This is a genomic window from Streptomyces liangshanensis (assembly GCF_011694815.1).
Classification (GTDB): Bacteria; Actinomycetota; Actinomycetes; order Streptomycetales; family Streptomycetaceae; genus Streptomyces; species Streptomyces liangshanensis.
Window position 1 is genome coordinate 4,515,616 of the sequence record NZ_CP050177.1, and the last position, 22,575, is coordinate 4,538,190.

Annotated in this window: 22 protein-coding genes; 9 read left to right on the plus strand and 13 right to left on the minus strand. The window is 71.8% G+C overall.

The window, feature by feature from the left end; all coding sequences use genetic code 11:
- Window positions 1-60: 60 nt before the first annotated feature.
- From HA039_RS19600 to HA039_RS19610, 3 genes are all read right to left on the minus strand, one after another.
- The gene (locus HA039_RS19600; RefSeq protein ID WP_167031562.1) at window positions 61-2,883 is read right to left on the minus strand and encodes an HAD-IC family P-type ATPase; all 2,823 of its coding nucleotides are present in this window, start codon (window positions 2,881-2,883) and stop codon (window positions 61-63) included.
- 176 nt (window positions 2,884-3,059) lie between these two features.
- Window positions 3,060-3,347 carry a DUF2530 domain-containing protein gene (locus HA039_RS19605; protein WP_167031565.1) on the minus strand — a complete coding sequence of 96 codons (288 nt, stop codon included), beginning with the start codon at window positions 3,345-3,347 and terminating at the stop codon, window positions 3,060-3,062.
- Between the two features lie 45 nt (window positions 3,348-3,392).
- A complete protein-coding gene (locus HA039_RS19610) occupies window positions 3,393-3,575 on the minus strand; it encodes a ribbon-helix-helix protein, CopG family (protein ID WP_167031568.1) in 183 nt (60 codons plus the stop codon).
- Window positions 3,576-3,703: 128 nt separating this feature from the next.
- On the opposite strand from HA039_RS19610, the gene HA039_RS19615 reads away from it, so the two are divergent.
- A complete protein-coding gene (locus HA039_RS19615) occupies window positions 3,704-4,144 on the plus strand; it encodes a MarR family winged helix-turn-helix transcriptional regulator (protein WP_167031570.1) in 441 nt (146 codons plus the stop codon).
- Between the two features lie 29 nt (window positions 4,145-4,173).
- Window positions 4,174-5,616, plus strand: a complete 1,443-nt coding sequence (locus tag HA039_RS19620; RefSeq protein ID WP_243869583.1) for an MFS transporter — start codon at window positions 4,174-4,176, stop codon at window positions 5,614-5,616.
- A 29-nt stretch (window positions 5,617-5,645) separates the two neighbouring features.
- Here HA039_RS19620 and HA039_RS19625 read toward each other — a convergent pair whose 3' ends face one another.
- A complete protein-coding gene (locus HA039_RS19625; protein ID WP_167031576.1) occupies window positions 5,646-6,236 on the minus strand; it encodes a Uma2 family endonuclease in 591 nt (196 codons plus the stop codon).
- Between the two features lie 128 nt (window positions 6,237-6,364).
- Here HA039_RS19625 and thpR point away from each other — a divergent pair, with 128 nt between their 5' ends.
- Window positions 6,365-7,015, plus strand: coding sequence for an RNA 2',3'-cyclic phosphodiesterase (thpR, locus tag HA039_RS19630; RefSeq protein ID WP_167031579.1), 651 nt, complete (start codon window positions 6,365-6,367; stop codon window positions 7,013-7,015).
- A gap of 180 nt (window positions 7,016-7,195) precedes the next feature.
- Here the strand turns inward: thpR and HA039_RS19635 are convergent, their stop codons facing one another.
- The 4 genes from HA039_RS19635 to HA039_RS19650 all read right to left on the minus strand — a co-directional run bounded on the left by HA039_RS19635 (window position 7,196) and on the right by HA039_RS19650 (window position 11,588).
- Window positions 7,196-8,182 (minus strand): aldo/keto reductase, encoded by a 987-nt coding sequence (locus tag HA039_RS19635; protein ID WP_167031582.1) that lies wholly within the window; start codon window positions 8,180-8,182, stop codon window positions 7,196-7,198.
- Between the two features lie 86 nt (window positions 8,183-8,268).
- Window positions 8,269-9,237: a prolyl aminopeptidase gene (pip, locus tag HA039_RS19640; RefSeq protein WP_167031585.1), complete on the minus strand. Its 969-nt coding sequence runs from the start codon at window positions 9,235-9,237 to the stop codon at window positions 8,269-8,271.
- 1,191 nt (window positions 9,238-10,428) lie between these two features.
- Entirely contained in the window at window positions 10,429-11,019 is a 591-nt protein-coding gene (locus tag HA039_RS19645) for a GNAT family N-acetyltransferase (RefSeq protein ID WP_167031589.1), read from the minus strand.
- On the minus strand, window positions 11,016-11,588 hold the full coding sequence (locus HA039_RS19650; RefSeq protein ID WP_243869585.1) for a TetR family transcriptional regulator: 573 nt from the start codon (window positions 11,586-11,588) through the stop codon (window positions 11,016-11,018). Before HA039_RS19650 ends, HA039_RS19645 begins: the two co-directional genes overlap by 4 nt.
- A gap of 163 nt (window positions 11,589-11,751) precedes the next feature.
- On the opposite strand from HA039_RS19650, the gene HA039_RS19655 reads away from it, so the two are divergent.
- From HA039_RS19655 to HA039_RS19665, 3 genes are all read left to right on the plus strand, one after another.
- Window positions 11,752-12,951: a cytochrome P450 gene (locus tag HA039_RS19655; RefSeq protein ID WP_243869587.1), complete on the plus strand. Its 1,200-nt coding sequence runs from the start codon at window positions 11,752-11,754 to the stop codon at window positions 12,949-12,951.
- A 4-nt stretch (window positions 12,952-12,955) separates the two neighbouring features.
- Complete coding sequence (locus tag HA039_RS19660) at window positions 12,956-13,183, plus strand: ferredoxin (RefSeq protein WP_167031596.1); 228 nt, start codon at window positions 12,956-12,958, stop codon at window positions 13,181-13,183.
- Between the two features lie 226 nt (window positions 13,184-13,409).
- Window positions 13,410-14,669: a cytochrome P450 gene (locus tag HA039_RS19665; protein WP_167031599.1), complete on the plus strand. Its 1,260-nt coding sequence runs from the start codon at window positions 13,410-13,412 to the stop codon at window positions 14,667-14,669.
- 41 nt (window positions 14,670-14,710) lie between these two features.
- On the opposite strand, the gene HA039_RS19670 is transcribed toward HA039_RS19665, so the two are convergent.
- A complete protein-coding gene (locus HA039_RS19670) occupies window positions 14,711-15,658 on the minus strand; it encodes a LysR family transcriptional regulator (protein WP_167031602.1) in 948 nt (315 codons plus the stop codon).
- 134 nt (window positions 15,659-15,792) lie between these two features.
- Between HA039_RS19670 and HA039_RS19675 the strand changes: the two genes are divergently transcribed.
- Window positions 15,793-17,067: an MFS transporter gene (locus tag HA039_RS19675; RefSeq protein WP_208298654.1), complete on the plus strand. Its 1,275-nt coding sequence runs from the start codon at window positions 15,793-15,795 to the stop codon at window positions 17,065-17,067.
- Window positions 17,068-17,130: 63 nt separating this feature from the next.
- On the opposite strand, the gene HA039_RS19680 is transcribed toward HA039_RS19675, so the two are convergent.
- Complete coding sequence (locus tag HA039_RS19680; protein WP_167031609.1) at window positions 17,131-17,817, minus strand: GDSL-type esterase/lipase family protein; 687 nt, start codon at window positions 17,815-17,817, stop codon at window positions 17,131-17,133.
- Between the two features lie 43 nt (window positions 17,818-17,860).
- Between HA039_RS19680 and HA039_RS19685 the strand changes: the two genes are divergently transcribed.
- Window positions 17,861-18,961 carry an esterase-like activity of phytase family protein gene (locus HA039_RS19685; RefSeq protein WP_243869589.1) on the plus strand — a complete coding sequence of 367 codons (1,101 nt, stop codon included), beginning with the start codon at window positions 17,861-17,863 and terminating at the stop codon, window positions 18,959-18,961.
- Between the two features lie 27 nt (window positions 18,962-18,988).
- Here HA039_RS19685 and HA039_RS19690 read toward each other — a convergent pair whose 3' ends face one another.
- The gene (locus HA039_RS19690; protein ID WP_167031613.1) at window positions 18,989-19,681 is read right to left on the minus strand and encodes an SMI1/KNR4 family protein; all 693 of its coding nucleotides are present in this window, start codon (window positions 19,679-19,681) and stop codon (window positions 18,989-18,991) included.
- 60 nt (window positions 19,682-19,741) lie between these two features.
- Between HA039_RS19690 and HA039_RS19695 the strand changes: the two genes are divergently transcribed.
- On the plus strand, window positions 19,742-20,611 hold the full coding sequence (locus HA039_RS19695; protein WP_208298655.1) for an alpha/beta hydrolase family protein: 870 nt from the start codon (window positions 19,742-19,744) through the stop codon (window positions 20,609-20,611).
- A gap of 139 nt (window positions 20,612-20,750) precedes the next feature.
- On the opposite strand, the gene serC is transcribed toward HA039_RS19695, so the two are convergent.
- Window positions 20,751-21,869, minus strand: a complete 1,119-nt coding sequence (gene serC / locus HA039_RS19700) for a phosphoserine transaminase (RefSeq protein WP_167031616.1) — start codon at window positions 21,867-21,869, stop codon at window positions 20,751-20,753.
- 10 nt (window positions 21,870-21,879) lie between these two features.
- Window positions 21,880-22,464: a GTP-binding protein gene (locus HA039_RS19705; RefSeq protein WP_167031619.1), complete on the minus strand. Its 585-nt coding sequence runs from the start codon at window positions 22,462-22,464 to the stop codon at window positions 21,880-21,882.
- Between the last annotated feature and the right edge of the window lie 111 nt (window positions 22,465-22,575).

Genomic DNA, 22,575 nt, shown 5'->3' on the forward strand with positions numbered 1-22,575 from the left:
GAGGCCCGTCGGGGAAGCCGTCCGCGACGGGCCTCGCCCGTCCCCCGGGCCCGCCCGTCGTCACGCCACCGCCGCCGTCACCGTCTGGTGGAAGTGCCGGTCCACCCACCGCCACGCCACCTCCAGCAGGACCGCCCCCGCCCCCGCGATCGCCACGGCCGCCCACGGCAGCGTCGTCCCCACCAGCTTCAGCGCGAAGAAGTGCTGGAGCGACGGCACGGCGAGCACCACCAGGAACGCGACCACCATCGACACCACCAGCAACAAACGCCACCACGTGTACGGGCGGGCGATGATCGCCAGCACCCAGATCGAGACCAGGAACAGGGTCAGCGTCGCCGCGCTCGTCTCGGCCTGGAGCGAGCCGGGGCCGCTGTAGTGGCCGCGCGCCAGCATGTACGTCCCGAACGTCGCCGCCGCCGCGATCACCCCGCTGGGCGCCGAGTACCGCATGACCCGCCGTACGAAGTGACGCCGCGCGCGCTCCTTGTTGGGCGCCAGCGCCAGGAAGAACGCCGGGACACCGATCGTCAGCGTCGAGAGCAGCGTCAGGTGCCGGGGCAGGAACGGGTACTCCACCTGGAAGCACGCCACCAGGATCGCGATCAGCACGGAGTACACCGTCTTCGTCAGGAAGAGCGTCGCCACGCGTGTGATGTTGCCGATCACCCGGCGCCCCTCCGCCACCACCGACGGCAGCGTCGCGAAGCTGTTGTCGAGCAGCACGATCTGGGCGACGGCCCGCGTGGCCTCCGAGCCCGCCCCCATCGCGACCCCGATGTCCGCGTCCTTCAGGGCGAGGACGTCGTTGACGCCGTCCCCCGTCATCGCCACCGTGTGGCCGCGCGACTGGAGCGCGCCGACCATCGCCCGCTTCTGCTGCGGGGTGACCCGGCCGAACACCGCGCCCGCCTCGATCGCGTCGGCCATCTCGTCAGGATCGGTGGGGAGTTGGCGGGCGTCGACCGTGTGCTCGGCGCCGGGGAGGCCGAGCTTGGCGGCGACCGCGCCGACCGAGACCGCGTTGTCGCCCGAGATGACCTTGGCGGACACCCGCTGGTCGGCGAAGTACCGGAGGGTGTCCGCCGCGTCGGGCCGCAGCCGCTGCTCCAGAACGACGAGCGCGGTCGCCTCCGCACCAAGCGCGACGCCGGGGGCGGCCAGCGCGGGGGCGGGGGCGGCTCCGGGGACGGGGGCGGGGGCGGTCGGCCCGGGCGGGTGGTCGGTTGCGGGTGCGGTCACCTCGGGCCGGTGGTCGGCTCCGGTACCGGTACCGGGGGCGGGTGCGGTCCGCCCGGCCGCATTGTCGCTTCCGGGGGCGGTCACCTCGGGGGCGTGGTCGGCTCCGGGTCCGGTTCCGGCGGCGGTCGATCCCGCCGCATCGTCGGCTCCGGGTGCGGTCACCCCGGGCGTACGGCCCGACCCGGCGGCCCAACTCGCAACACCACCCCCCGCGCCCGTACCCGCCGCGCCCGCGCCCGCTTCCAAGCCCGCCCCCGCGCCCCCTCCCCCCGCCACCCGCGCCAGCAGCAGCACCCGCAGCCCCCGCTCGTTGAGCCGGTCGACCTCGGACAGCGCCGGGTCCCCCTCCGGCAGCAGGACGTCCGGCGCGCCCAGCAGCCAGCCCGAGGTGGCGCCCCCGCCCTCGTCGAAGGCCGCCCCGCTGTACTTGCGCGCCGACGAGAAGGGCAGCGCCTCCGTCGTCCTCCAGGGCGCCCCGCCGTCCCCGTACGCGGAGGATGTCCCCCCGTCCCCGTACCCGGAGCGCATCCCGCCGCCCCCGTACGCGTCGATGATCGCCTGGAGGCTGGCGTTCGGCCGGGGGTCGGACGCGCCGATCGCGCCGAGGACCTGCCGTACGTACGTCTCGTCCGCATCGCCCAGCGGTCGCAACTCGCTGACGAACATGCCGCCTTCGGTCAGCGTGCCCGTCTTGTCGAGGCAGACGACGTCGACGCGCGCGAGGCCCTCGATCGCGGGCAGCTCCTGTACGAGGGCCTGTTGGCGGCCCAGCCGGACGACCCCGATCGCGAAGGCGACGGACGTCAGCAGGACCAGGCCCTCCGGGATCATCGGGACGATGCCGCCGATGGTCCTGGCCAGGGAGTCCTTGAAGTTGTTCCGGTTGACGACGAGTTGGCTGACGATCAGGCCGGCGGCCGTCGGGACCATCATCCACGCCACGTACTTGAGGATCGTGCTGATGCCGTTGCGCAGCTCCGAGTCGACCAGCGTGAAGCGCGACGCCTCCTCCGCGAGCTGGGCCGCGTACGCGTCCCGCCCGACCTTCGTCGCCCGGAACGCCCCGCCCCCGGCCACCACGAAGCTGCCCGACATCACGGGGTCGCCGGGGTGCTTCAGTACGGGATCGGCCTCTCCGGTCAGCAGCGACTCGTCGATCTCCAGGCCGTCCGCCTCCACCACCTCCCCGTCGACCACGACCTTGTCGCCGGGGCCCAGCTCGATGAGGTCGCCGAGGACGATGTCGGAGGTGGAGAGGGCGGCGGCGACCCCGGCGCGCCGGACGACGGGCCTGGCCTCCCCGATGACCGCGAGGCCGTCGAGCGTGCGCTTGGCCCGCATCTCCTGGACGATCCCGATGCCGGTGTTGGCGATGATCACGAAGCCGAAGAGGGTGTCCTGGATGGGCGCCACGAAGAACGTGATCGCCCAGAGCACCCCGATGATCAGGTTGAAGCGGGTGAAGACGTTGGCGCGGACGATGTCGGCGGTGGAGCGGCTGCTGCGGACGGGGATGTCGTTGACCTCGCCGCGCGCGACCCGCTCGGCGACCTCGGCGGGGGTCAGGCCGGTGGCGGGCCCGTCGGTGGCGGTGCCGCCCGTGGCGGAGCCGTCGGTGCCGCTCGTCGCCCGCTGAGTCATGGTTCCGACGGTACGACCCGGGGGGCCGCTTCACCCGCAGGGCGGGGCGAAGATCCGACCCTGGGTGGAGACGGATCGTCCCGAGGCGGTACGGGTGCCCCTGACACCGCCCCCAGATCCGCACGCCGCCCCCAGATCCGCGCGCCGCCCTCGGGTCCGCCGGCGGGCTCCCGGAATCAGGTCCCGGGCGGGGTCTCCGGACCGGAGCCCTCGGCCGCGGCGCGCTTGAGCGCCGCGTCGCGCCCCCGTACGTACCAGATCCCGATCAGGCCGAGGCCCGCGCCGGCCAGGCAGGTCCAGATCCACCACGTGTGCCCGTGGTCGCTGAACCACCCGTAGAACGGCAGCTGCACGAGGAAGAGGACGAACCAGATGATCGTCCCGCCCACGATGGTGGCGACCACCGGCCCCTCCAGGGGCTCGGGCGCCTCACGCTGGGGGGTTCTGGTCGGGGAGCCGGTCATGGGGGCAGTCTAGGTCGGGCCGTTCCGCCCCACCCCACCCGCCTCCTACGGCACCCCGTAGAACTTCTCCGTCTCGTCCACGGCGGCCTGGAACCGTTCGTCGAAGTCGTCGCGGACGAGCGTCCTGACCACGTAGTCCTGGACGGTCATCCCCCGTCTGGCGGCATGCCGCCTGAGCCGGTCGAGCAGCTCACCGTCTATCCGCAGGCTGAGCACAGTCGATCCCATGCGGTCCAGGGTCAGGGGCGGACCCGCTCCCCGGTGCCGCTTTCGGCGGCATTCTCACTCGTTCGAGTGGTCTTTACGCGCCTGCACCCCGGTGGTATTTAGCATGGGTAATGAGTTACGCTAAATACATGCCTGATCTGTCCCACGGTGACGAGAACGACGACGCCGTGAACGCTCTCCGATCCGCCGTCATGCGGCTGGGCCGGCGTCTGAAGCACCAACGTGTCGACGAGTCGCTGAGCCCCACCGAGATGTCGGTGCTCGGCACCCTCGCCCGCTGTGGCTCCGCCACCCCGGGGGAGCTGGCCCGCAAGGAGCACGTGCAGCCGCCGTCGATGACCAGAATCGTGGCCCTGCTCGAAGCGAAGGGCCTGGTCAGGCTGGAGCCGCATCCCGACGACCGTCGGCAGAAGGTGGTCAGCCAGACCGAAGAGGCCGAGGCGATGCTCGAACAGAGCCGCCGCAAGCGCAACGTCTGGCTCGCTTCCCTCGCCGAGGGCCTCGACGAGGACGAATGGGCGAAGCTGCGTGCGGCCGCCCCCGTCCTGGAGAAGCTCGCCCACCTCTGACCCGCGCGCCGCAAGGAGGCGAAACAACGTTGAGTTCGGGATCCGGAGCAGACTCCGCCCCCGCACCGCAATCCGCCCACGACAGCAGTACCGGAAGCACCCCCGCCGCCACCCCCACCCCCGGCGGCTCCCCGACCCCCACCTCCGGCGCCACGCCGGACGCCACCCTGACCCCCGCCAAGGGCACCAAAGGCGGCACCTTCTCCTCCCTCAAGATCCGCAACTACCGGTTGTTCGCCACGGGCGCCGTGGTCTCCAACATCGGTACGTGGATGTCCCGCATCACCCAGGACTGGCTGGTCCTGAGCCTGACGGGCTCCTCGGCGGCCGTCGGCATCACGACGGCGCTCCAGTTCCTGCCGATGCTCCTCTTCGGCCTGTACGGCGGCGTCATCGCCGACCGCTACCCGAAGCGCCAGATCCTGCTGGCCACCCAGGCCGCCATGGGCCTCTGCGGGCTCTCGCTCGCCTTCCTGACCCTCTCCGGCCACGTCCAGGTCTGGCACGTCTACCTGATCGCGTTCCTGCTCGGCATGGTGACGGTCGTCGACAACCCGAGCCGGCAGTCCTTCGTCTCCGAGATGGTCGGCCCGAGCCAGTTGCGCAACGCCGTCAGCCTCAACTCGGCGAACTTCCAGTCGGCCCGCCTCATCGGCCCCGCCGTCGCGGGTGTGCTGATCACGACGGTCGGCAGCGGTTACGCATTCCTGCTGAACGGCCTCTCCTTCCTGGCGCCGCTCGCCGGCCTGCTCCTGATGCGTCAGAGCGAGCTGTTCAAGGTCGAGCGAGTGCCGCGCGGCAAGGGGCAGTTGCGGGAGGGGCTGCGGTACGTACGGGGCAGGCCCGAACTCATCGGGCCCATCGTCCTCGTCGGCTTCATCGGCACGTTCGGCTTCAACTTCCCGATCTGGCTGACGGCGTTCGCCCACGAGATCTTCCACGGCGGCGCCGGGCTGTACTCGTTCTTCAACATCCTGATGGCGGTCGGCTCCCTGGCCGCCGCCCTCCTCGCGGCCCGCCGCCGCTCCTCGCGGCTGCGCCTGCTGATCCTGGCGGGGGTGGGCTTCGGGCTGCTGGAGTTCCTGGTCTCGTTCGCGCCGTCCGTGTGGCTCTTCTCGCTGCTGCTGCTGCCGATCGGCATGCTCGGCATGACGACCAACATCAGCGCGAACACGAGCGTCCAGATGGCGGCCGACCCCACGATGCGGGGCCGCGTGATGAGCCTCTACATGATGGTCTTCGTCGGCGGCACCCCGGTGGGCGGCCCGCTCCTGGGCTGGGTGACGGACACGTACGGCGCCCGCGTCGGCTTCGCGACGGGCGGCGCGGTCTCCCTGATCGCGGCGGCCACGATCGGCGTGATCCTGACCCGCGTGGTCGGCGTCCGCGTCAAGGTAGGCCTCCGCGACGGCCGCCCACACGTGGACCTGGTCCCGAGAACCGAGGGCGAGCGGGTGCCGGCGACGGTGTGAGGGGTCGGTGGTGCGTCGGGGGGCTCGGCTCAGTCGCGGGGGAACTCCGCGGTCCTGAGCCTCAGGTCGACGACCGTGCCGGTCAGGTCGACCTCGTGGCCGAAGCGGACGGTGAGCTCGGAGGCGTACTCACCGTCCTTAGGCTCGGTGAAGACGCGGCACAGGCCGGTGTACGGGTCGGCGATCAGGTAGACGGGGATGTCGGCCGCCGCGTAGGCCGCCTTCTTCGGGCCGTAGTCGTTGGGGGCGGTCCCTTGGGAGATCACCTCGGCGATGAACTCCAGGTCTTCGTGGCTCCACCGCCCGCGCGCGTCCTTCTTCGCTCCGTCGGCCAGTTTGGCGACGTCCGGTGCGAAGCCGTTCAGGTGCCCGGGGAAATCGATGCGCACGTCGGACTTCACCTGGGTGCGCGGGTATCGGGTCCTCAGCTGCTCGATGAGATCCAGGATGATCTCCCAGTGGGTGTCCCGTTGTGGCGACATGTGAATGTTCCCCCCGACGATCTCGACCTTGTAACCCTCGGGGACGGGCATCTGCTCAAGCCGTTCGAACAGCGTGTCCAGAGTCAGCTCTGCGCTCTCGTGGGCCATGTCGATCCTGTCGGTCTCTACGACGGTCATCGTGGCGCTCCTCCCCGCTGCCGGGCAATGTGGCAGCCACGCGGTACAACGATACGCACGGTGAACGGGTTACGAGCGGATGTGCGACGTGCGTGCTCGTGTCGGGTGGGGCGGGGGAGACTCGGGGGATGAGACTTTTCGCCGCCGTGTTGCCGCCCGATCTTGTTGTCGACGAACTTGCCCTTGCGGTCCGTCCGTTGCGGGCGTTGGGTCGTGGGGGCGCCGTTCCGGTGCGGTGGACCGGGGAGGCCGGGTGGCACTTCACGCTTGCGTTCATGGGGGAGGTGGACGACGCGGTGGTGCCGGAGCTGACGGCTCGGCTGGCGGAGGCCGCGTACCGTACCGGGCCCTTCTCGCTCCGTGTCCACGGCAGCGGGCACTTCGGCGACCGGGCGCTGTGGGCGGGGGCCGCCGGGGACCTCGACCGGCTGCGGCTCCTCGCGGAGCGGGCCGACGCCGCCGCGCGGCGGGCCGGCGTACCGATGGAGGAGCACCGCCGCTACCAGCCGCACCTGACCCTGGCGCGTACGGAGCGGGCGCGGGGCGCGGACGGGGCCGGCGGGGACGACCTGCGGCCGTACGTCGAGGCGCTGGCCGGCTTCGAGGGCGCGGCGTGGGAGGTGTCCGAGGTGGCGCTCGTCCGCAGCCGGCTGCCCGGGACGGGGCCGGTGGGGTGGGGGCCCGGGCAGGAGCCGCGGTACGAGACGGTCGCGCGCTGCCCGCTCGGGCCGGGGGACGGCGGGCCCCCGGCCGAGGGGCCGGCCGGGGCCGGGCGCTAATCTCGACGAGTGAACCCCAAGACCCGAAACCAAATCATGGCCGGCGTGCTGGTGCTGATGTTCGTGATCGTGGCCGTCGCGGCGGCCGTCGGGAGCTAGCCGCCGGGAGTTTGCCGCCGGGCCGAGGACGGCCGGGGGCCAGGGGTACGCGGCGACACCGCGTACCCCCGCTACCGCCGACTACCAGGCGAAGGCTTCCGGCGTCTCGCCGGGACCCGGGAAGATCTCGTCCAGCGACGCCAGGACCTCGTCCGACAGCTCCAGGTCCACCGCGCGCACGGCGGACTCCAGCTGCTCCAGGGTCCGGGGTCCGGAGATCGGGCCCGTCACCCCCGGCCGGGTGAGCAGCCACGCGAGCGCCGCCTCACCCGGGTCGATGCCGTGCTTGTCGAGCAGGTCCTCGTACGACTGGATCTGCGCCCGGACGGCCGGATCGGTGATCCCGCCGCTCGAACGGCCACCGGATCCCGTACCCTCCCGCTCCTTGCGCAGGACGCCGCCGAGCAGGCCACCGGCCAGCGGCGACCAGGGGAGGACACCCAGGCCGTACTCGCGTGCGGCCGGGACGACCTCCATCTCGGCGCGCCGCTCGGCGAGGTTGTACAGGCACTGCTCGCTGACCAGGCCGTACGAACCCTTGCGCTGCGCCGTCTCGTTGGTCTGCGCGATCTTCCAGCCGGGGAAGTTGGACGAGCCCGCGTAGAGGATCTTGCCCTGGGTTATCAGGGTGTCGATCGCCTGCCATATCTCCTCGACCGGGGTGGCGCGGTCGATGTGGTGGAACTGGTAGAGGTCGATGTAGTCGGTCTGGAGCCGCTTGAGGCTGGCCTCGACCGCACGGCGGATGTTGAGGGCGGAGAGCTTGTGGTGGTTGGGCCACGCCTGGTCGCCGTCGCCCATGTACGCGTTCACCTTGGTGGCGAGGACGACCTTGTCGCGGCGGTCGCCACCCTGCGCGAACCAGGTGCCGAGGATCTCCTCGGTACGGCCCTTGCCCGCCGTCCTGCCGTAGATGTTGGCGGTGTCGAAGAAGTTGACGCCCGCGGCGAGGGCGGCGTCCATGATGGTGTGGCTGTCGGATTCGTTCGTGAGCGGGCCGAAGTTCATCGTCCCGAGGACGAGTCGGCTGACCTCGAGTCCCGTGCGTCCGAGCTGCGTGTACTTCATGTCGCACTAGCCAACGCGTTCGAGCGCACTCGAAGCAACCCCCCGTCCGCGGCTCGGCCGGTCCTGGTGGCTTTCCGAGTCGGCCCCTACCGGTCGGCGAAGCCGTCCAACGCCGTTCGTACCGCGAGGCGTTCGGTGGCGCTGCCCTTGTGGCCCGCGTCCTCCACGATCTCCAGCCGGGCGTCGGGCCACGCGCGCGCCAGCTCCCAGGCGGTGACCAGGGGACCGCCCAGGTCGAAGCGGCCGTGGACAAGGACCCCGGGGATCCCGGCGAGTTGGTGCGCGCCGCGCAGCAGCGCGCCTTCCTCCAGCCAGGCGGCGTGGGAGAAGTAGTGGGCGCAGATCCGGACGAGGGCCCGGCGGGCGGCCGGGGGGCGGTCGCTGTACGGGCGGGCCGAGCCGTGCGGTTCCTGGGAGAGTACGGCGTCCTCCCAGGCGCACCAGTCGGCCGTGGCCCGCTCCCGTACGGCGGGGTCGGGGTCCTCGGCCAACCGGCCGTAGGCCGCGAGGAGTTCGAAGAGGTCGCCGTCTTTCCGCTCCTCCTCCGGGACGCCGTCGCGGAAGCGTTCCCACTCCTCGGGGAAGATCTGGCCGGCGCCGCGGTACAGCCAGTCGATCTCCGAGCGCCGGGTGGTGGTGACGGAGGAGATGACGATCTCCGAGACACGCTCGGGGTGGCGCTCGGCGTACGCGAGGATCAGGGTGGAGCCCCAGGAACTCCCGTACAGGAGCCACTTGTCGATGCCGAGGTGGACGCGCAGCCGTTCCATGTCGGCGATCAGGTGGTCGGTGGTGTTGTGCCGCAGGTCGGTGGCGGGATCGCCGGCGTGCGGGATGCTGCGGCCGCAGTTGCGCTGGTCGAAGAGGACGACGCGGTAGCGGTCGGGGTCGAAGTACCGCCGCGTGGTGGCGTTGCAGCCGGACCCGGGACCACCGTGGACGACAAGCGCGGGCTTCCCTTCGGGATTCCCGCACACCTCCCAGTACACAAGGTTCCCGTCCCCGACGTCGAGCAGACCGTGGTCGTGGGGCTCGATGGGGGGATAGTGCGACATGGGGGTGCTCCTGGGGGATTCTTTTCGGGGGTGGGTGCGGGTTACGGCGGGGGCGTAGTCGAGGTCGGCGTTCTTGTGTTGTGTGACGTGGGGGCCGCCCCTTGCTGTTGAGTGTCGCGGTTTCGGGTCGGGCGTCAAGGGCGCTCCTTCGTCGCGTCGGCAAGCCGATGACCTTCGGTCACCCTTGACTCCCGCCCCGAAACCGCAAGTGAAGGTGGAGGGGGGCGGCCCGGGGGAGGGGTCCCCGAGGGGCCTGTTCGTTGCCGGGCTTTCGTCGCGGTCTGCGGCTCGGGGCTGGGTTTGCGCACGACTTGAATGGGGCGGCGGGCCTCGGCTCAGCGGCTAGCTGGCCGTCTGTTGGCGGGTGTGCAAGCACCGTGTCTGGGCTGGGTGGGTGGAGGGGCAGGCGAGAGGGGGCAGACGGCCAGTCGCCCCCCTTCCGGCCGGTGATGTGCCCCGAATACGCACTAACGGAACACAGCACGCAAGACCGGGGAGGAAGGGCCACCGGAGGGCTCCTGAGCCAGGGCAAATGGGGCATTTGGCCTGGCTGGGGTGGGTGGTGGGGTGGTTTCAGCCGTCGGTTGCCGCCTCCCCGGCCGTTATGCGGACATCACCCCCACGCCGGGAGGCGGGTGGGGTTGATGGGGTTGGTGGGGTGAGTGAGGCGGCTGGCAGGCCCCATCCCATCCCTCCGCCGGCCCTATCCGGCGGGTTGTGTGTCCTGGGTTCCGGTCAACGGAACGCAGGACGCAAGGCTGGGGTGGAAAGGCCGCCAGGGGAATTCCGAGGCTGGGTGAATGGGGTGTCTTGGTCGCCGGATGGGATGTCCCTCACCTCAGCCCGCAGCTGGTCACGGATCTCAGACACGGTGCTTGTACACCCGCCAACAGTCCGCCTTCCAGCCGCTGAGCCGAGGCCTGCCGCCCCATTCAAGTGGTGCGCTAACCCCCACCCGATCCGCAGCCCGGAAGAAACGGCAACCGCTCCCGGGCCTTCCCGGGGGACCCCTCCCCGGGCCGCCCCCCTCGCCTTCACTTGCGGTTTCGGGGCGGGGGTCAAGGGTGGAGCGAAGCGGAATCGGCGGAGCCGACGCGACGAAGGAGCGCCCTTGACGCCCGACCCGAAACCGCGACACTCAACAGCAAGGGGCGGCCCCCACGTCAATCAGAACAACAACGCCCACCCCGACTACGCCCCCGCCCGAACCCGCACCCTCCCATGCAGGTGCCCCTCCAGGGGGAACGGCGGGTGCGGGGCAAGGGTTCGTTCGTACCCGTAGCCGGCCTTCTCGGCTACGCGGCACGAGGCCGGGTTGTTGACCTGGTGGAGGAGTTCCAGCCGGTTCAGGCCGGGCCCGCCGGCCATGCCGGCCATGCCGGCCATGCCGGCCTTGCTGAATGCCCACGCCGTCACCGCCTCCAGTGCGCGCGGTGCCACCCCGCGGCCTCGGGCCGCCGCCACCGTCCAGTAGCCGACCTCCGCCGTGTCCGCGGTGCCGCTGAAGCCCGCGTGTCTGAGGGAGATGTGCGCCACCAGCCGCGTCCCCTCGAACACGGCGAAGCTCGGGCGCGTCCCCGTCGCCCACCCCCGCGCCCTCTCCTCCAGCCAGCGGATCGCCTCCGCCCCGTCCGTCACCGGGTGTTGGGTCGACCGGAGCATCACCGGGTCGTCGTACGCCTCGACCAGGGACGGCAAGTCCCGTTCCGCCCACGGGCGCAGGGTCAGTGCCGCGGCCGTCGTCGTGGCCGGGGCGTGGAGCTGTGGGCCCGTCCCGTTCATTCCGTACGCTCCAGCAACGTCCTCGCCGCCGTCAGGAACAGTGCGCAGATCTCGTCCGTGTCCGCCCCCGCCAGGGGTTCCATACGGCTGACGTCGCGGACCAGGCCGATGCCCACCAGCCAGGCCAGGACCAGTTGGGCGCGCAGTTCCGCGTCCGGCGCGTCGGTCAGGGTGGACAGCGCGCCCGCGTAGTCCGCGCCCAGTTGCTCGGCGATGCTGGCCGCCGGGCCCTCGCTGCCGAGCGAGCGCAGGAACGTCACCAGGGTGTGGTCGCGCCGCTGTCCCGGCTCGTCGCGGAGCATGCTGCGCAGGGTGGCGTCGAGCAGCTTCTCCAGCGGGGTGCTGTCCAGTTGGGCCCGGCCCTGGCGCGCGGTCACCGCCTCGAACACCGCCGCCTTCGAGCCGAAGTAGCGGAAGATCAGCGCCTGGTTCGCCCCCGCGCGGTCCGCGATGTCCCGCACGGTCGTGCGGGCGAAGCCGCGCTCGGCGAAGAGGGCGGTGGCGGCATCGAGCAACGCCTGTCGGGTCCCCGCCGCGTCGCGGCGCCGGGGTTGTTGTTTTTCGGCCACGGTCCCTCCCAGCGCACACCGTAGCGCCCGCACCGCCGGGCGCGGCCGTCTTGACGGCATCCCGGCGCCCTGCCTAGCGTTGTAAGCGTCTGCTTGCAAACTCCGGACGGAGACCTCAACGAGCCCCTGACCAGGCTCGTTCGACAGTTCGAGTGGAGTCACCTTGAGCACACCCCCCGCAGCCGTACCCGCCCCTGTCCCGTACCCCTTCAACGACGGAGGGGGCCTCGGCCTCCACGACGCGTACGCCGCCGCACAGGACGCCGAGGGCATGATCCGCGTCCAGATGCCGCACGGCGAACCGGCGTGGCTGGCCACCCGTTACGCCGACGCCCGGTTCGTCCTGGGCGATCTCCGCTTCTCCCGCGCGATGTCGCTGGAGAAGGACGAACCCCGCTTCACCCCGTCCGTCACCGAGGAGAACATTCTCTCGATGGACCCGCCCCACCACACCCGCCTGCGCACCCTGGTCTCCCGGGCCTTCACCAAGCACCAGGTCGAGGGATTACGGCCCTGGGTAAGGCAGTTGACCGGCGAGCTGCTCGACGGCCTGATCGCCAGGGGCGGTACGGCCGACCTGGTCGAGGAGTTCGCGCTCCCGCTGCCCGTCGCCGTCATCTGCGAACTGCTCGGCGTACCGGCCGCCGACCGGCCCAAGTTCCGCGCCTGGAGCGACGCGGCGCTGTCGACGAGCATCATCGACGAGGAGGAGCAGAGGGCCAACCAGGTCGCCCTGCGCGCCTACATGGCGGGGCACGTCGCCACGCGCCGGGCCGATCCGCAGGACGACCTGATGTCGGCGCTCATCGAGGCCAAGGACGTCAAGGACCGCCTCACCGAGGTCGAACTGGTCGACATGTGCATCGCGATCCTCATCGCCGGGCACGAGACGACCGCCTCGCAGATCCCGAACTTCGTGCACGTCCTTCTCGAACACCCCGAGGAATGGGCCCGGTTGGTCATCGAGCCCGAGCTGATCCCCCGCGCCGTCGAGGAGTTGATGCGGTTCATCCCGCTCGGCGTGGGCGGCGGATTCGCCCGGTACGCCACCGAGGACATCGAGGTCGGCGGGGTCCTGGTCCGCAAGGGCGAGCCCGTGCTCGTCGCGATCGGCTCGGCGAACCGGGACCCGCGGCGGTTCGAGAACCCGCACGAGATACGGCTCGACCGCACCGCCAACCAGCACCTCGGCTTCGGACACGGGGTCCACCACTGCCTGGGCGCGCAGCTCGCCCGGCTCGAACTCCACGAGGCGCTGCACGCCCTGGTCACGAAGATGCCCGGGCTGCGGGTGGTGGGGGAGATCGAGTGGAAGGACCAGATGATCGTGCGGGCCCCACGCCGCATGACGGTGGGGTGGTGACGGCATGACCTGGCATCTGGAGGTGGACGAACACGCCTGTATCGGCTCGGGGATGTGCGCCGCGCTGGCCCCCGACCGGTTCGAGCTGGACAGCGCGACGGCGGCGGTGGTGCCCGGCGCGGCGGACGCGGAACCGGCCGAGGTGCTGCTCGACGCCGCCGACTCGTGCCCGGCGGTCGCCATCACGGTGACGGACACCACCTCCGGGACGGTGCTCGGGCCGCGGCCCTGAGCCGTACGTACGTGGGCACGCACGCACGTACGCGGGCACGCACGCACACGACCACCGTGGGCCGGACGGACGGGGAAGCCCGTCCGGCCCACGGGTCCGGGTCGCACGCGCCCGAGATACGGGCCCGAGACACGCGCCCGGTGTACGCACCTGGGGTACGAGCCCCCCGGCACCCGAACCCCTCCCCTCCCGGACCGCCCACGCACCCCGCTCTACCCTGACCCCCATGACCACCGCGCCCGCCTTCGATCCCTGGCAGTCCTCGTTCATCGCCGACCCCTACCCGGCCTACGCCGGCCTCCGCGCCCAGGGGCCCGTGACGTACTTCGAGCCGACCGGGCAGTGGCTCGTCCCGCACTACGACGACGTACGGGCCCTCCTCCGCGACCGGCGCCTGGGCCGTACGTACCTGCACCGCTTCACGCACGAGGAGTTCGGCCGCACCGCACCGCCCGCCGCACACGAGCCCTTCCACACCCTCAACGGCAACGGCCTCCTCGACCTCGAAGCCCCCGACCACACCCGCATCCGCCGCCTGATCTCCCTGGCCTTCACCCCGCGCACGGTCGACCGGCTCGCCCCCACGGTCGCCCGGCTCGCGGAGGACCTGGTCGCCCGGTTCGTCGCGGACGGCGGGGGCGATCTGGTGGCCGCCGTGGCCGAGCCGCTGCCCGTCGCGGTCATCGCCGAGATGCTCGGCATCCCCGAGGCGGACCGGCCCCTGCTGCGGCCCTGGTCGTCGGCGATCTGCGGGATGTTCGAGCTGAACCCGACCGAGGAGACGGCCCGGCGCGCGGTCGAGGCGTCGGTCGAGTTCTCCACGTACCTGCGCGGGCTCATCGCGCGGCGGCGCGGCGATCTCGGCGACGACCTCATCAGCGCGCTGATCGCCGCGCACGACGCGGAGGACCGGCTCACCGAGCAGGAGATGGTCTCCACCTGCGTGCTGCTGCTCAACGCCGGCCACGAGGCGACGGTCAACACCACAGCCAACGGCTGGCTCACCCTCTTCCGCCACCCCGCCGAACTGGCCCGGCTGCGCGCCGACATGGCCGCCGCGACGGCTTTCGCCGCTGGGGAATCGCTGCCCTCCGCCGCCGATCCGCTGGCCCCCGCCGTCGAGGAGTTGCTGCGCTTCGACACCCCCCTCCAGATGTTCGAGCGCTGGGTGCTGGACGACATCGAGGTCGGCGGCACGGTGATCCCGCGCGGCAGTGAGGTGGCGCTGCTCTTCGGCTCGGCCCACCGCGACCCCGCCCGCTTCGACCGCCCCGACGTCCTGGACCTGGGCCGTACGGACAACCCGCACCTCGCGTTCGGCGCCGGCATCCACTACTGCCTGGGCGCGCCCCTCGCCCGGCTCGAACTCGCCGCGTCCTTCGGGGCGTTGCTGCGCCGGGCCCCGGGGCTGAGGCTTGTGGCCGAGCCCGAGTGGCGCCCCGGGTATGTCATCAGGGGCTTGCGGGAGCTGCTGGTCGAGGTGTGACGTACGGCCCGCCCCCGGTTCCCGCCGAGGCCAGGCCCTCGCTAGCTCGTCGCGGGGCGCCGCGCCGGCGCCCATGAAGGCCGCCAGACCGGTCCCGGGAGCGGGGGCAGGCTCGCGAAGTGGTCGATGACCGGCGGCAGTCCGGGGTGCGGGTCGGTCCGGGGGAGGAGGAGCGAGAGCGGGTACGCGAGTGTCGGCCCCGCCACCGGGATGCGGCGCAGGTCGTGCTGGGCCGGCCAGAGGTACCGGTCGCGCGAGCCCACGAGGGTGGCGACGTCCGCGGAGTCCGCGAGGATGTCGAGGAGCACCTCGTTGCCGAAGTTCGGGCCCGCGGCGTCGATCCGGAGGTCGAACTCCGTCGCCAACTCGTCGTAGAACTCGGCCCATTCGCTGTGCGGCGCGATGCCCGGCACCCAGATCCGGTGCCGCCGCAGCCGCTCCGGGGTCAGGGTCCTGGCGCCGGCGAGCGGGTGCCGCGGGCCGACGAGGAGTTCCAGCGGGGAGTCGAACGCGTGGATCATCCGCACCTCGCGCGGCAGTACGGCCGGGTCGGTGACCGAGCGGAACGATGCGTCGAGTTCGCCCGCCCGGACGGCCGCGACCGCCTCCCGCGGGTCGTTGACGCGGAGGGTGACGACGTCGAGTTCGGTCCCGGGCCGCGACCGCCAGTAGTCGTGCAGGACGACGGCCTGCGCGGACCGCAGGCCCAGAACGTCGATCCGCAGCGCCCGCGCCCCCGGCCTGATCGCGGTGACGGCCCGCTCGACGCCCGCGACGACGTTCCGGGCGTGCGGGAGGAAGGCCTGCCCGTCGAGGGTCAGCTCGACACCCCGGGCGGTACGGGTGAACAGCCGGACGCCGAGTTCCCGCTCCAGGGCCGCGACCCGCTTCGACACCGCCTGTTGTGTCACGCCGAGCTCGTCGGCCGCGTGCCGCAGCTGTCCCAGCTCGGCCGCCCGGACGAACGACCGCACCGCTTCCGTATCCATGGGAGCAGCCTAGGGGCGCTCAACCGACGGTTGTGGCTCGCCCGGGGCCGGTTGTTTGATCCGGAGGCGGTACGGGGGGTGTGATGCGGGGAGCCGGACAGCGGTGCGTGGGGCAAGGGGAAGTGGGGAAGCGCGTGCGTGAGCGGTTGGGGCGTGACTTCGGTCGGCTGTGGGCGGCCTACGCCGTCAGTACGTACGGTACGTGGATCGCCTTCGGCGCGTTCCCGCTGATCGCGGTGCGGGTGCTGGACGCGTCGGCGTTCGCCGTGTTGCTGCTGGAGGCGGCCGGGCTCGCCGTCGCGGCGGTGGTCGCCTTCACGCTCGGGCCGTGGGTCGAGCACCGGGCCAAGCGCCCGGTGATGATCGGGATGGACCTGGTCCGGTTCGCCGCGACGGCGAGCGTCCCGGCCGCGTACCTGCTGGGGGTGCTGTCGTACGCCCAACTGCTGGTTGTGTCGGTCGTCTCCGGGACCGCGGGCATCGCCTTCACCGCCGCGTCCGGCGCCTACCTGAAACACCTGGTCCCCAGGGACCGGCTCCTGGTGGCGAACGGCAGGTTCGAGGGCACGAGCTGGGTGGCGACCGCGGCGGGCCCGCCCCTCGGCGGCGCGCTCATCGGGCTGCTCGGCCCGGTGGTCACGGTCATGGCCGACGCCGTCAGCTACCTGCTGTCCGCGCTCGGGGTGCTCCGCGTCCGCGGGGGCGATGTCGCCGCCCCCCGGGACCCGGCCGCCGGGCCGCGCGGGGCGCGCCTCCTCGGCGGCTGGCGGTTCATCGTCGCCGACCCCGTCCTCAGGCGCCTGTTCCTCAACTCGATCCTGGTCGGCGGCCTCATCATGGCCACCTCCCCGCTGCTGGCCGTGCTCCTGCTGGGCCGGTACCACTTCCCGGCCTGGCAGTACGGTCTGGCCTTCGGCGTCCCGGCCCTGGGCGGCTTCGTGGGCGCCCGCCTCTCCGGGCGCCTCGTCACGCGCTACGGCCGGCACCGGGTGATGGCCGTCACCGGGTGGCTGCGGTCGGTCTTCCCGCTCGGCCTGGCGTTCGTCGGCCCCGGCGTCGGCGGACTCCTCACGGTGATCGTGGTCGAGGGGCTCCTGATCACGTGCATGGGGATCTTCAACCCGGTCTACGCGACGGAACGCCTGCGCCGCACCCCCGTGCACCGGACGGCCCGCATCCTCAGCACGTGGAGCGCCGCCACCAAGCTCCTGCACGCCGCCCTGATGGTGATCTGGGGGGTGCTCGCCACGCTCACGAGCCCGCTCGCCGCGATCACCGTGTCCGGGGTCCTCCTGCTCGGGACGCCGCTGCTGCTCCCCACCCGGGCCCAGCTGTCGGCCCCCGAGCCGACGGGGGCCGTCGCTCCGGGTCCCCTCGCTCCGGGGGCGGATGTCCCGGCAGCTCCGTAGCCCCGTAGGCCCTTCAGCTCCGTACGCCGCTGCCGCAGGGCGACCTCAGGTCCGTACGCCCGCTCAGGCACGCTCCTCGTACGGCGCTCCCAGCCCCCACGCCCCGTGCATCGCGTCGGCGAACGCCCCCGCCAGCTTGTGTTCGCCCGACGGGGCGGGATGCGTGCCGTCGTACGTGTCGCGGTGGATGTCGTACGAGGCCGGGCGCGACGCCAGCACCAGGGACGAGCCCGCCCGGTCCAGGTCGGCGACCGCCTTGGCCAGCAGCTCGTTGAAGCGGGCGACCTCGGCGGCGAAGGCGGGGTCGTTGTCGGCGCGCACGTTCGGGATGACGGGCAGGACCACCGCCCTGACCCGCGGGTTCGCCGCGCGCGCCTCGGCGACGAACTCCCGGGCCCGGTCGGCGGTCTGGGCGCTGTTCGTGTAGAAGCCCAGGTCGATCAGCCCGAGCGAGATCAGCAGGACGTCGGCCCGGTGCGTGCTCACGGCGTCGCGGACCACGGGCGTGAGGTGCTGCCAGCCCTCGCCCCAGCCCGCGAGATGGCGCCGGGCCGCGGCGGGGAAGTCCGGGGCGCCGTACGCGTGCGAGACCGGGGCCTCGGCGACGAGGTCGTACAACTCCGTACGCGGGCCGACGATCCGGTACGGACCGCCGAAGGTCGCGTTCAGGTGCTGCCACATCCGGTAGCGCCAGGTGAAGTCGCCGGCGTGTCCGATGGTCATGGAGTCGCCGACGAACATGAAACGCATCGGGTCATCATCCCCGATCGGGACGGGATGGCAGGCTGGGGGCATGCGTTCGCTTCCGCGCCACCCCGGCCCGCGTCCTTCCGGTGTCCGCGCCGGCGTCACCATTGCCCGCGCCCGTTTCACGACCGCCCGCGCCGGAGTTACGAGTGCCCTCGCCGCTCTCTCCACCGTACTGCTCGGTGTGTCCGCGCTGGGCGCCGTGCTGGCGCCCGTGCCCGCCGCGGCCGACGGCAAGGCCGCCGACCGGAGCTTCACGATCAAGGACCCGCGGATCACCGAGTCCAGCGGTCTGGCGGCCAGCCGGGCCCATCCCGGCGTCTACTGGACCCACAACGACAGCGACGACGGCCCGTACGTCTACGCGGTCGACTCCCGCACCGGGGAGACGGTCGCCACGGTCACCCTCAAGGGCGTCGGCGACCCGCGTGACGTGGAGGCCATCTCGATCGGGCCCGACGGGAACGTGTACGTCGGTGACATCGGCGACAACCTGAACGGCAGCTGGGACCACGTGTGGATCTACCGCTTCCCGGAGCCGAAGCAGCTCAGGGACACGACGGTCCGCGCCACGCAGTTCACGGTGAAGTACGCCGACGGGCCGCGCGACGCCGAGGCGTTGATGGTCGACCCGAAGACCGGGCGGGTCTACATCGCCTCGAAGAACGAGGACGGCGGCGGGCTGTACGAGGGTCCGGCGCGGCTGACCGCGACGGGGACCAACGTCTTCCGGCGGATCGCGGAGGTGCCGTGGGTGACGGACGGGGCGTTCTCGCCGGACGGCAAGGAGCTGGTGCTGCGCTCGTACTTCAGCGCGCGCGGCTACGCCTGGAAGAACGGCCGCCTGGGCGCCGACCACCGCGTGCGCGCGCCCATCCAGGGGCAGGCCGAGTCGGTGACGTACACGGCGGACGGCAGCGCGCTGATGTTCGGCTCGGAGGGCAAGGAGAGCGGGGTGGAGCGCGTGGACCTGGACAAGGACTCCGCCTCAACCCCGGGGAACGGCAGTACGTCGGCGGGCGGGAGCGGCGCGGCCGGGGGCGCCGGTACGGACGGCGAGCGGGGCGGGATGACGACGGGGGCCGTGGTGCTGGTGGGGGCGGTGGTGCTGTTCTTCGGCTACAAGCGGCTGCGGCGGAAGGGCTGAGCCTGCCGTGCGACCGGGTGTGGGTGATCAGCCTTCCAGCCAGTTCCCAGGCACCGACTCGCGCAACCGGTCCAGGGCCTCCTCCGTCCGGGCCCGGACGTCCAGGCAGAAGCCGTCCACCTCGCGGATCAGTACATCGGCGTCGGCGAACCACCGCACGTCCCGTCCCGCAGAGGGGAGTTCACGGAACTGCCCCACCACGCCCGCCTCCTCGGCGTCCAGCTCCAGGAAGTCGGTGAACCCGCCCGGGAACAGCACCACCTCGGCCATGACCATCTCGACGCAGGCCACGATCAGACCCGACTCCCACGCCTCCCACCGCTCCCGCGACTTGTCGGCGAGATCCGGACGTATCACGGTGCCGGGATCCTCCTTGTCCAGGTCCGCCAGCAGGACACCCCAGGACGCGGCGCCCTGGTTCTCCACCCGGTACACGAGGGCGCCGTCGAGCACGTCCAACTCGTCGGGCTTGAGCAGGGTGTCGTGATTGCTGGTGAGGTCGGTCCGGCGCCCGAGAAGCAGGTAGGCCTCACGAAGCGCCGCGGGCAGGACCAAGCCCAGGCGCCGCTCGGCCGCCTCCACCTCCGCCTCGCTCCAACCGTCCCCGGGCTGGAGCGGCTGCTGCCAGTGGGCGGCGAAGTCGGCGACGAATCGCCATGCTTCCGCACGGCTCGCCAGCGCTTCGGAAAGCCGGGTGTGAAGGTCGAAGGTCTCCGTCATGCCCGCACCCTAAGGCGCGACACTGACACCACCCACAGGCTGCTTTCCTACGATGTCGCCATGACGATCTCCGGGCAGGAAAAGCCGCTGATACGTGTCCTGTACGACGAGTCCCGCCGCGATCTGCGGGAGCCGGGCCACCCCCGGCCCGTCCGTCTCTACCTGTGGGAACCACGCCGTCCGGTCGCCGAACCCGCACCGCTGGTCGTCGTCTCGCACGGGACCGGAGGCTCGGGAAGCGACATGGAGTGGATGGTCCGTCCGCTGACCGAGGCTGGCTTCCGGGTGGCCGCCCTTGACCACCACGGCAACAATTTCGTCGACGGCTACGAGCCGGAGGGCTTCCTCCACGTGTGGGAACGGCCCCTGGACGTGTCCGTCGCCCTCGACGTTCTCGCTCGCGAGCAGCCCTTGGGCCCGGTCGGCGTGGCGGGCTTCTCCCTCGGCGGCTATACGGCGGCGGCGCTCGCCGGGGCCCGGGTCGATCCGGAGATCCTGTGGGGCGTGTTGACCGGGGCGGTGCCCGTGCCGGAGATTCCCGAATTCCCCGGCGCGCTGGAGGCACTGCGGAAGAAGTACCCGGAGGACGAGTCGTCACGGCGTGTGGTGGAGGGCGCGGGCGGGGACCGCTCGGATCCCCGAGTGCGGGCGGTCTTCCAAGTGGCCCCGGGAGTCGGCGGGTTCGTGACCCCGGAGAGTCTGGCGACCGTGCGCGTACCGGTGGAGATCAGGTGGGGCGGGGCGGACACGGTCTGCCCGTACGAAGCCGACACCAGGCCGTACCTGGAGCACATCCCCACCGCGAGTGGCCACTCGGCCGGCCCCGACGTGCGCCACGACGACTTCTTCGCACCGGAACCCGCCGACCCGGCCGTCCGCGTGCGCGTCGGACAGGAGGCAGCCGCCTTCTTCCTCCAGCACCTCGTCTGACCGGCGGGCACCCGCACGGGGATGTCCGTCCCGAGGGGCCTTCGGCCGGTCCACGTCCGCCCAGGACCGGGTGCGGCCATCGCGAAAGGGCCCCGGGCGCGCGGGAAGCGCGTGCCCGGGGCCCTTCGGCGCGCGAGTGTCAGAGGCGCTCGATCACGTAGTCGATGCAGGTCGTCAGCGCCGTGACGTCCGCCGGGTCGATCGCCGGGAACATCGCGACGCGGAGCTGGTTGCGGCCCAGCTTGCGGTACGGCTCGGTGTCCACGATGCCGTTGGCGCGCAGCGCCTTGGAGACCGCCGAGGCGTCGATCTCGTCCGCGAAGTCGATCGTGCCGATGACCTGCGAGCGCTTCGCCGGGTCGACCACGAAGGGGGTGGCGTACTTGGACGCGTCGGCCCATCCGTACAGCGCGCTCGACGACGCGGCCGTACGGCTCACCGCCCAGTCCAGGCCCCCCTGGGTGTTGATCCAGGTGAGCTGCTCGTTCAGCAGGAAGAGCGTCGCCAGGGCGGGGGTGTTGTACGTCTGGTTCTTCAGCGAGTTGTCGATCGCGGTCGGCAGCGAGAAGAACTCGGGGACGTGCCGGCCCGAGCCGTGGACCCGCGCGGCGCGCTCCAGCGCGGCGGGCGAGAAGACGCCGATCCACAGGCCGCCGTCGGCGGCGAAGGACTTCTGCGGGGCGAAGTAGTAGACGTCCGTCTCGGCGATGTCGACCGGCAGGCCGCCCGCGCCGGAGGTCGCGTCGACCAGCACCAGCGAGCCGGCGTCGGCGCCCTCGACGCGCCGGATCGGCGCGGAGACACCGGTGGAGGTCTCGTTGTGGGTGAGGGCGTAGACGTCGACGCCCTCCTCGGCCCGCGCGTCCGGGTGCGTGCCGGGGTCGGTGGAGATGACGGTCGGCTCGGCCAGCCACGGCGCGAGCTTCGACGCCTTGGCGAACTTGGACGAGAACTCCCCGAACGAGAGGTGCTGCGACTTGTTCTCGATCAGGCCGTGTGTCGCGACGTCCCAGAAGGCGGTGGAGCCGCCGTTGCCCAGGATCACCTCGTACCCGTCGGGCAGGTCGAAGAGGCTCCGTACGCCGTCGCGCACCGCGCCGACCAGGTTCTTCACCGGTGCCTGGCGGTGCGAGGTGCCGAGCAGGGACGTTCCGGTGGCTGCCAGCGCGTCCACCGCCTCCGTCCGTACCTTGGAGGGGCCTGCGCCGAAACGGCCGTCGGCGGGCTTGATGTCAGCAGGAATCTGGATATCGGCCACGGGCCGGAGCCTAGTGCCTCGCGCGCGGTGCCGGACAGCCGTGTCCGTCGGATGAGACGCGGGCGGCCAGGTATTCGATCAGGGTGATGAGGACGTACTTGCTGGACGAGCGGTCGCGCGCGTCGCACTCCACCAGCGGTACGTCGGGGGTGAGGCCGAGCGTCTCGCGCACCTGTTCCTCGGTACGGAAGGGGCCGCCGAAGTCGTTGCAGGCGACGATGAAGAGCGTGCCGTCGGCCTGCAATCGCTCGATGGTGTGACGGGCGTCGGCGACGCGCCGGGTGTCGACGAGGACCACCGCGCCGAGGGTCCCGGAGAAGAGGCGGTCCCAGAGGAACCCGAAACGCTCCTGGCCGGGGCCGCCGAACACGTACAGGACCGAGCTCTCGTCGAGCGAGATCCGGCCGAAGTCGAACGCGACCGTCGTCGCCGTCTTCCTGCCCAGCCCGTCGAGGTCGGCGAGCGCCTCGATCTCGACCGGGCGGGTCATCGTCTCCTCGGCGTTCAGCGGACGGATCTCGCTGATGGAACGGACCATGGTGGTCTTGCCCACGCCGAAGCCGCCGACGACGGCGATCTTCAAGGTGCCGGTCATCGGGATTGCCCTCCGGGTCGGTGACGTTGGCCCAGCGCGCCGCGTAAACGGACGTCACTATAGGAGAAGCGACGATCGGATAGGGAAAATTTTGTTCGATTCCCCATACGT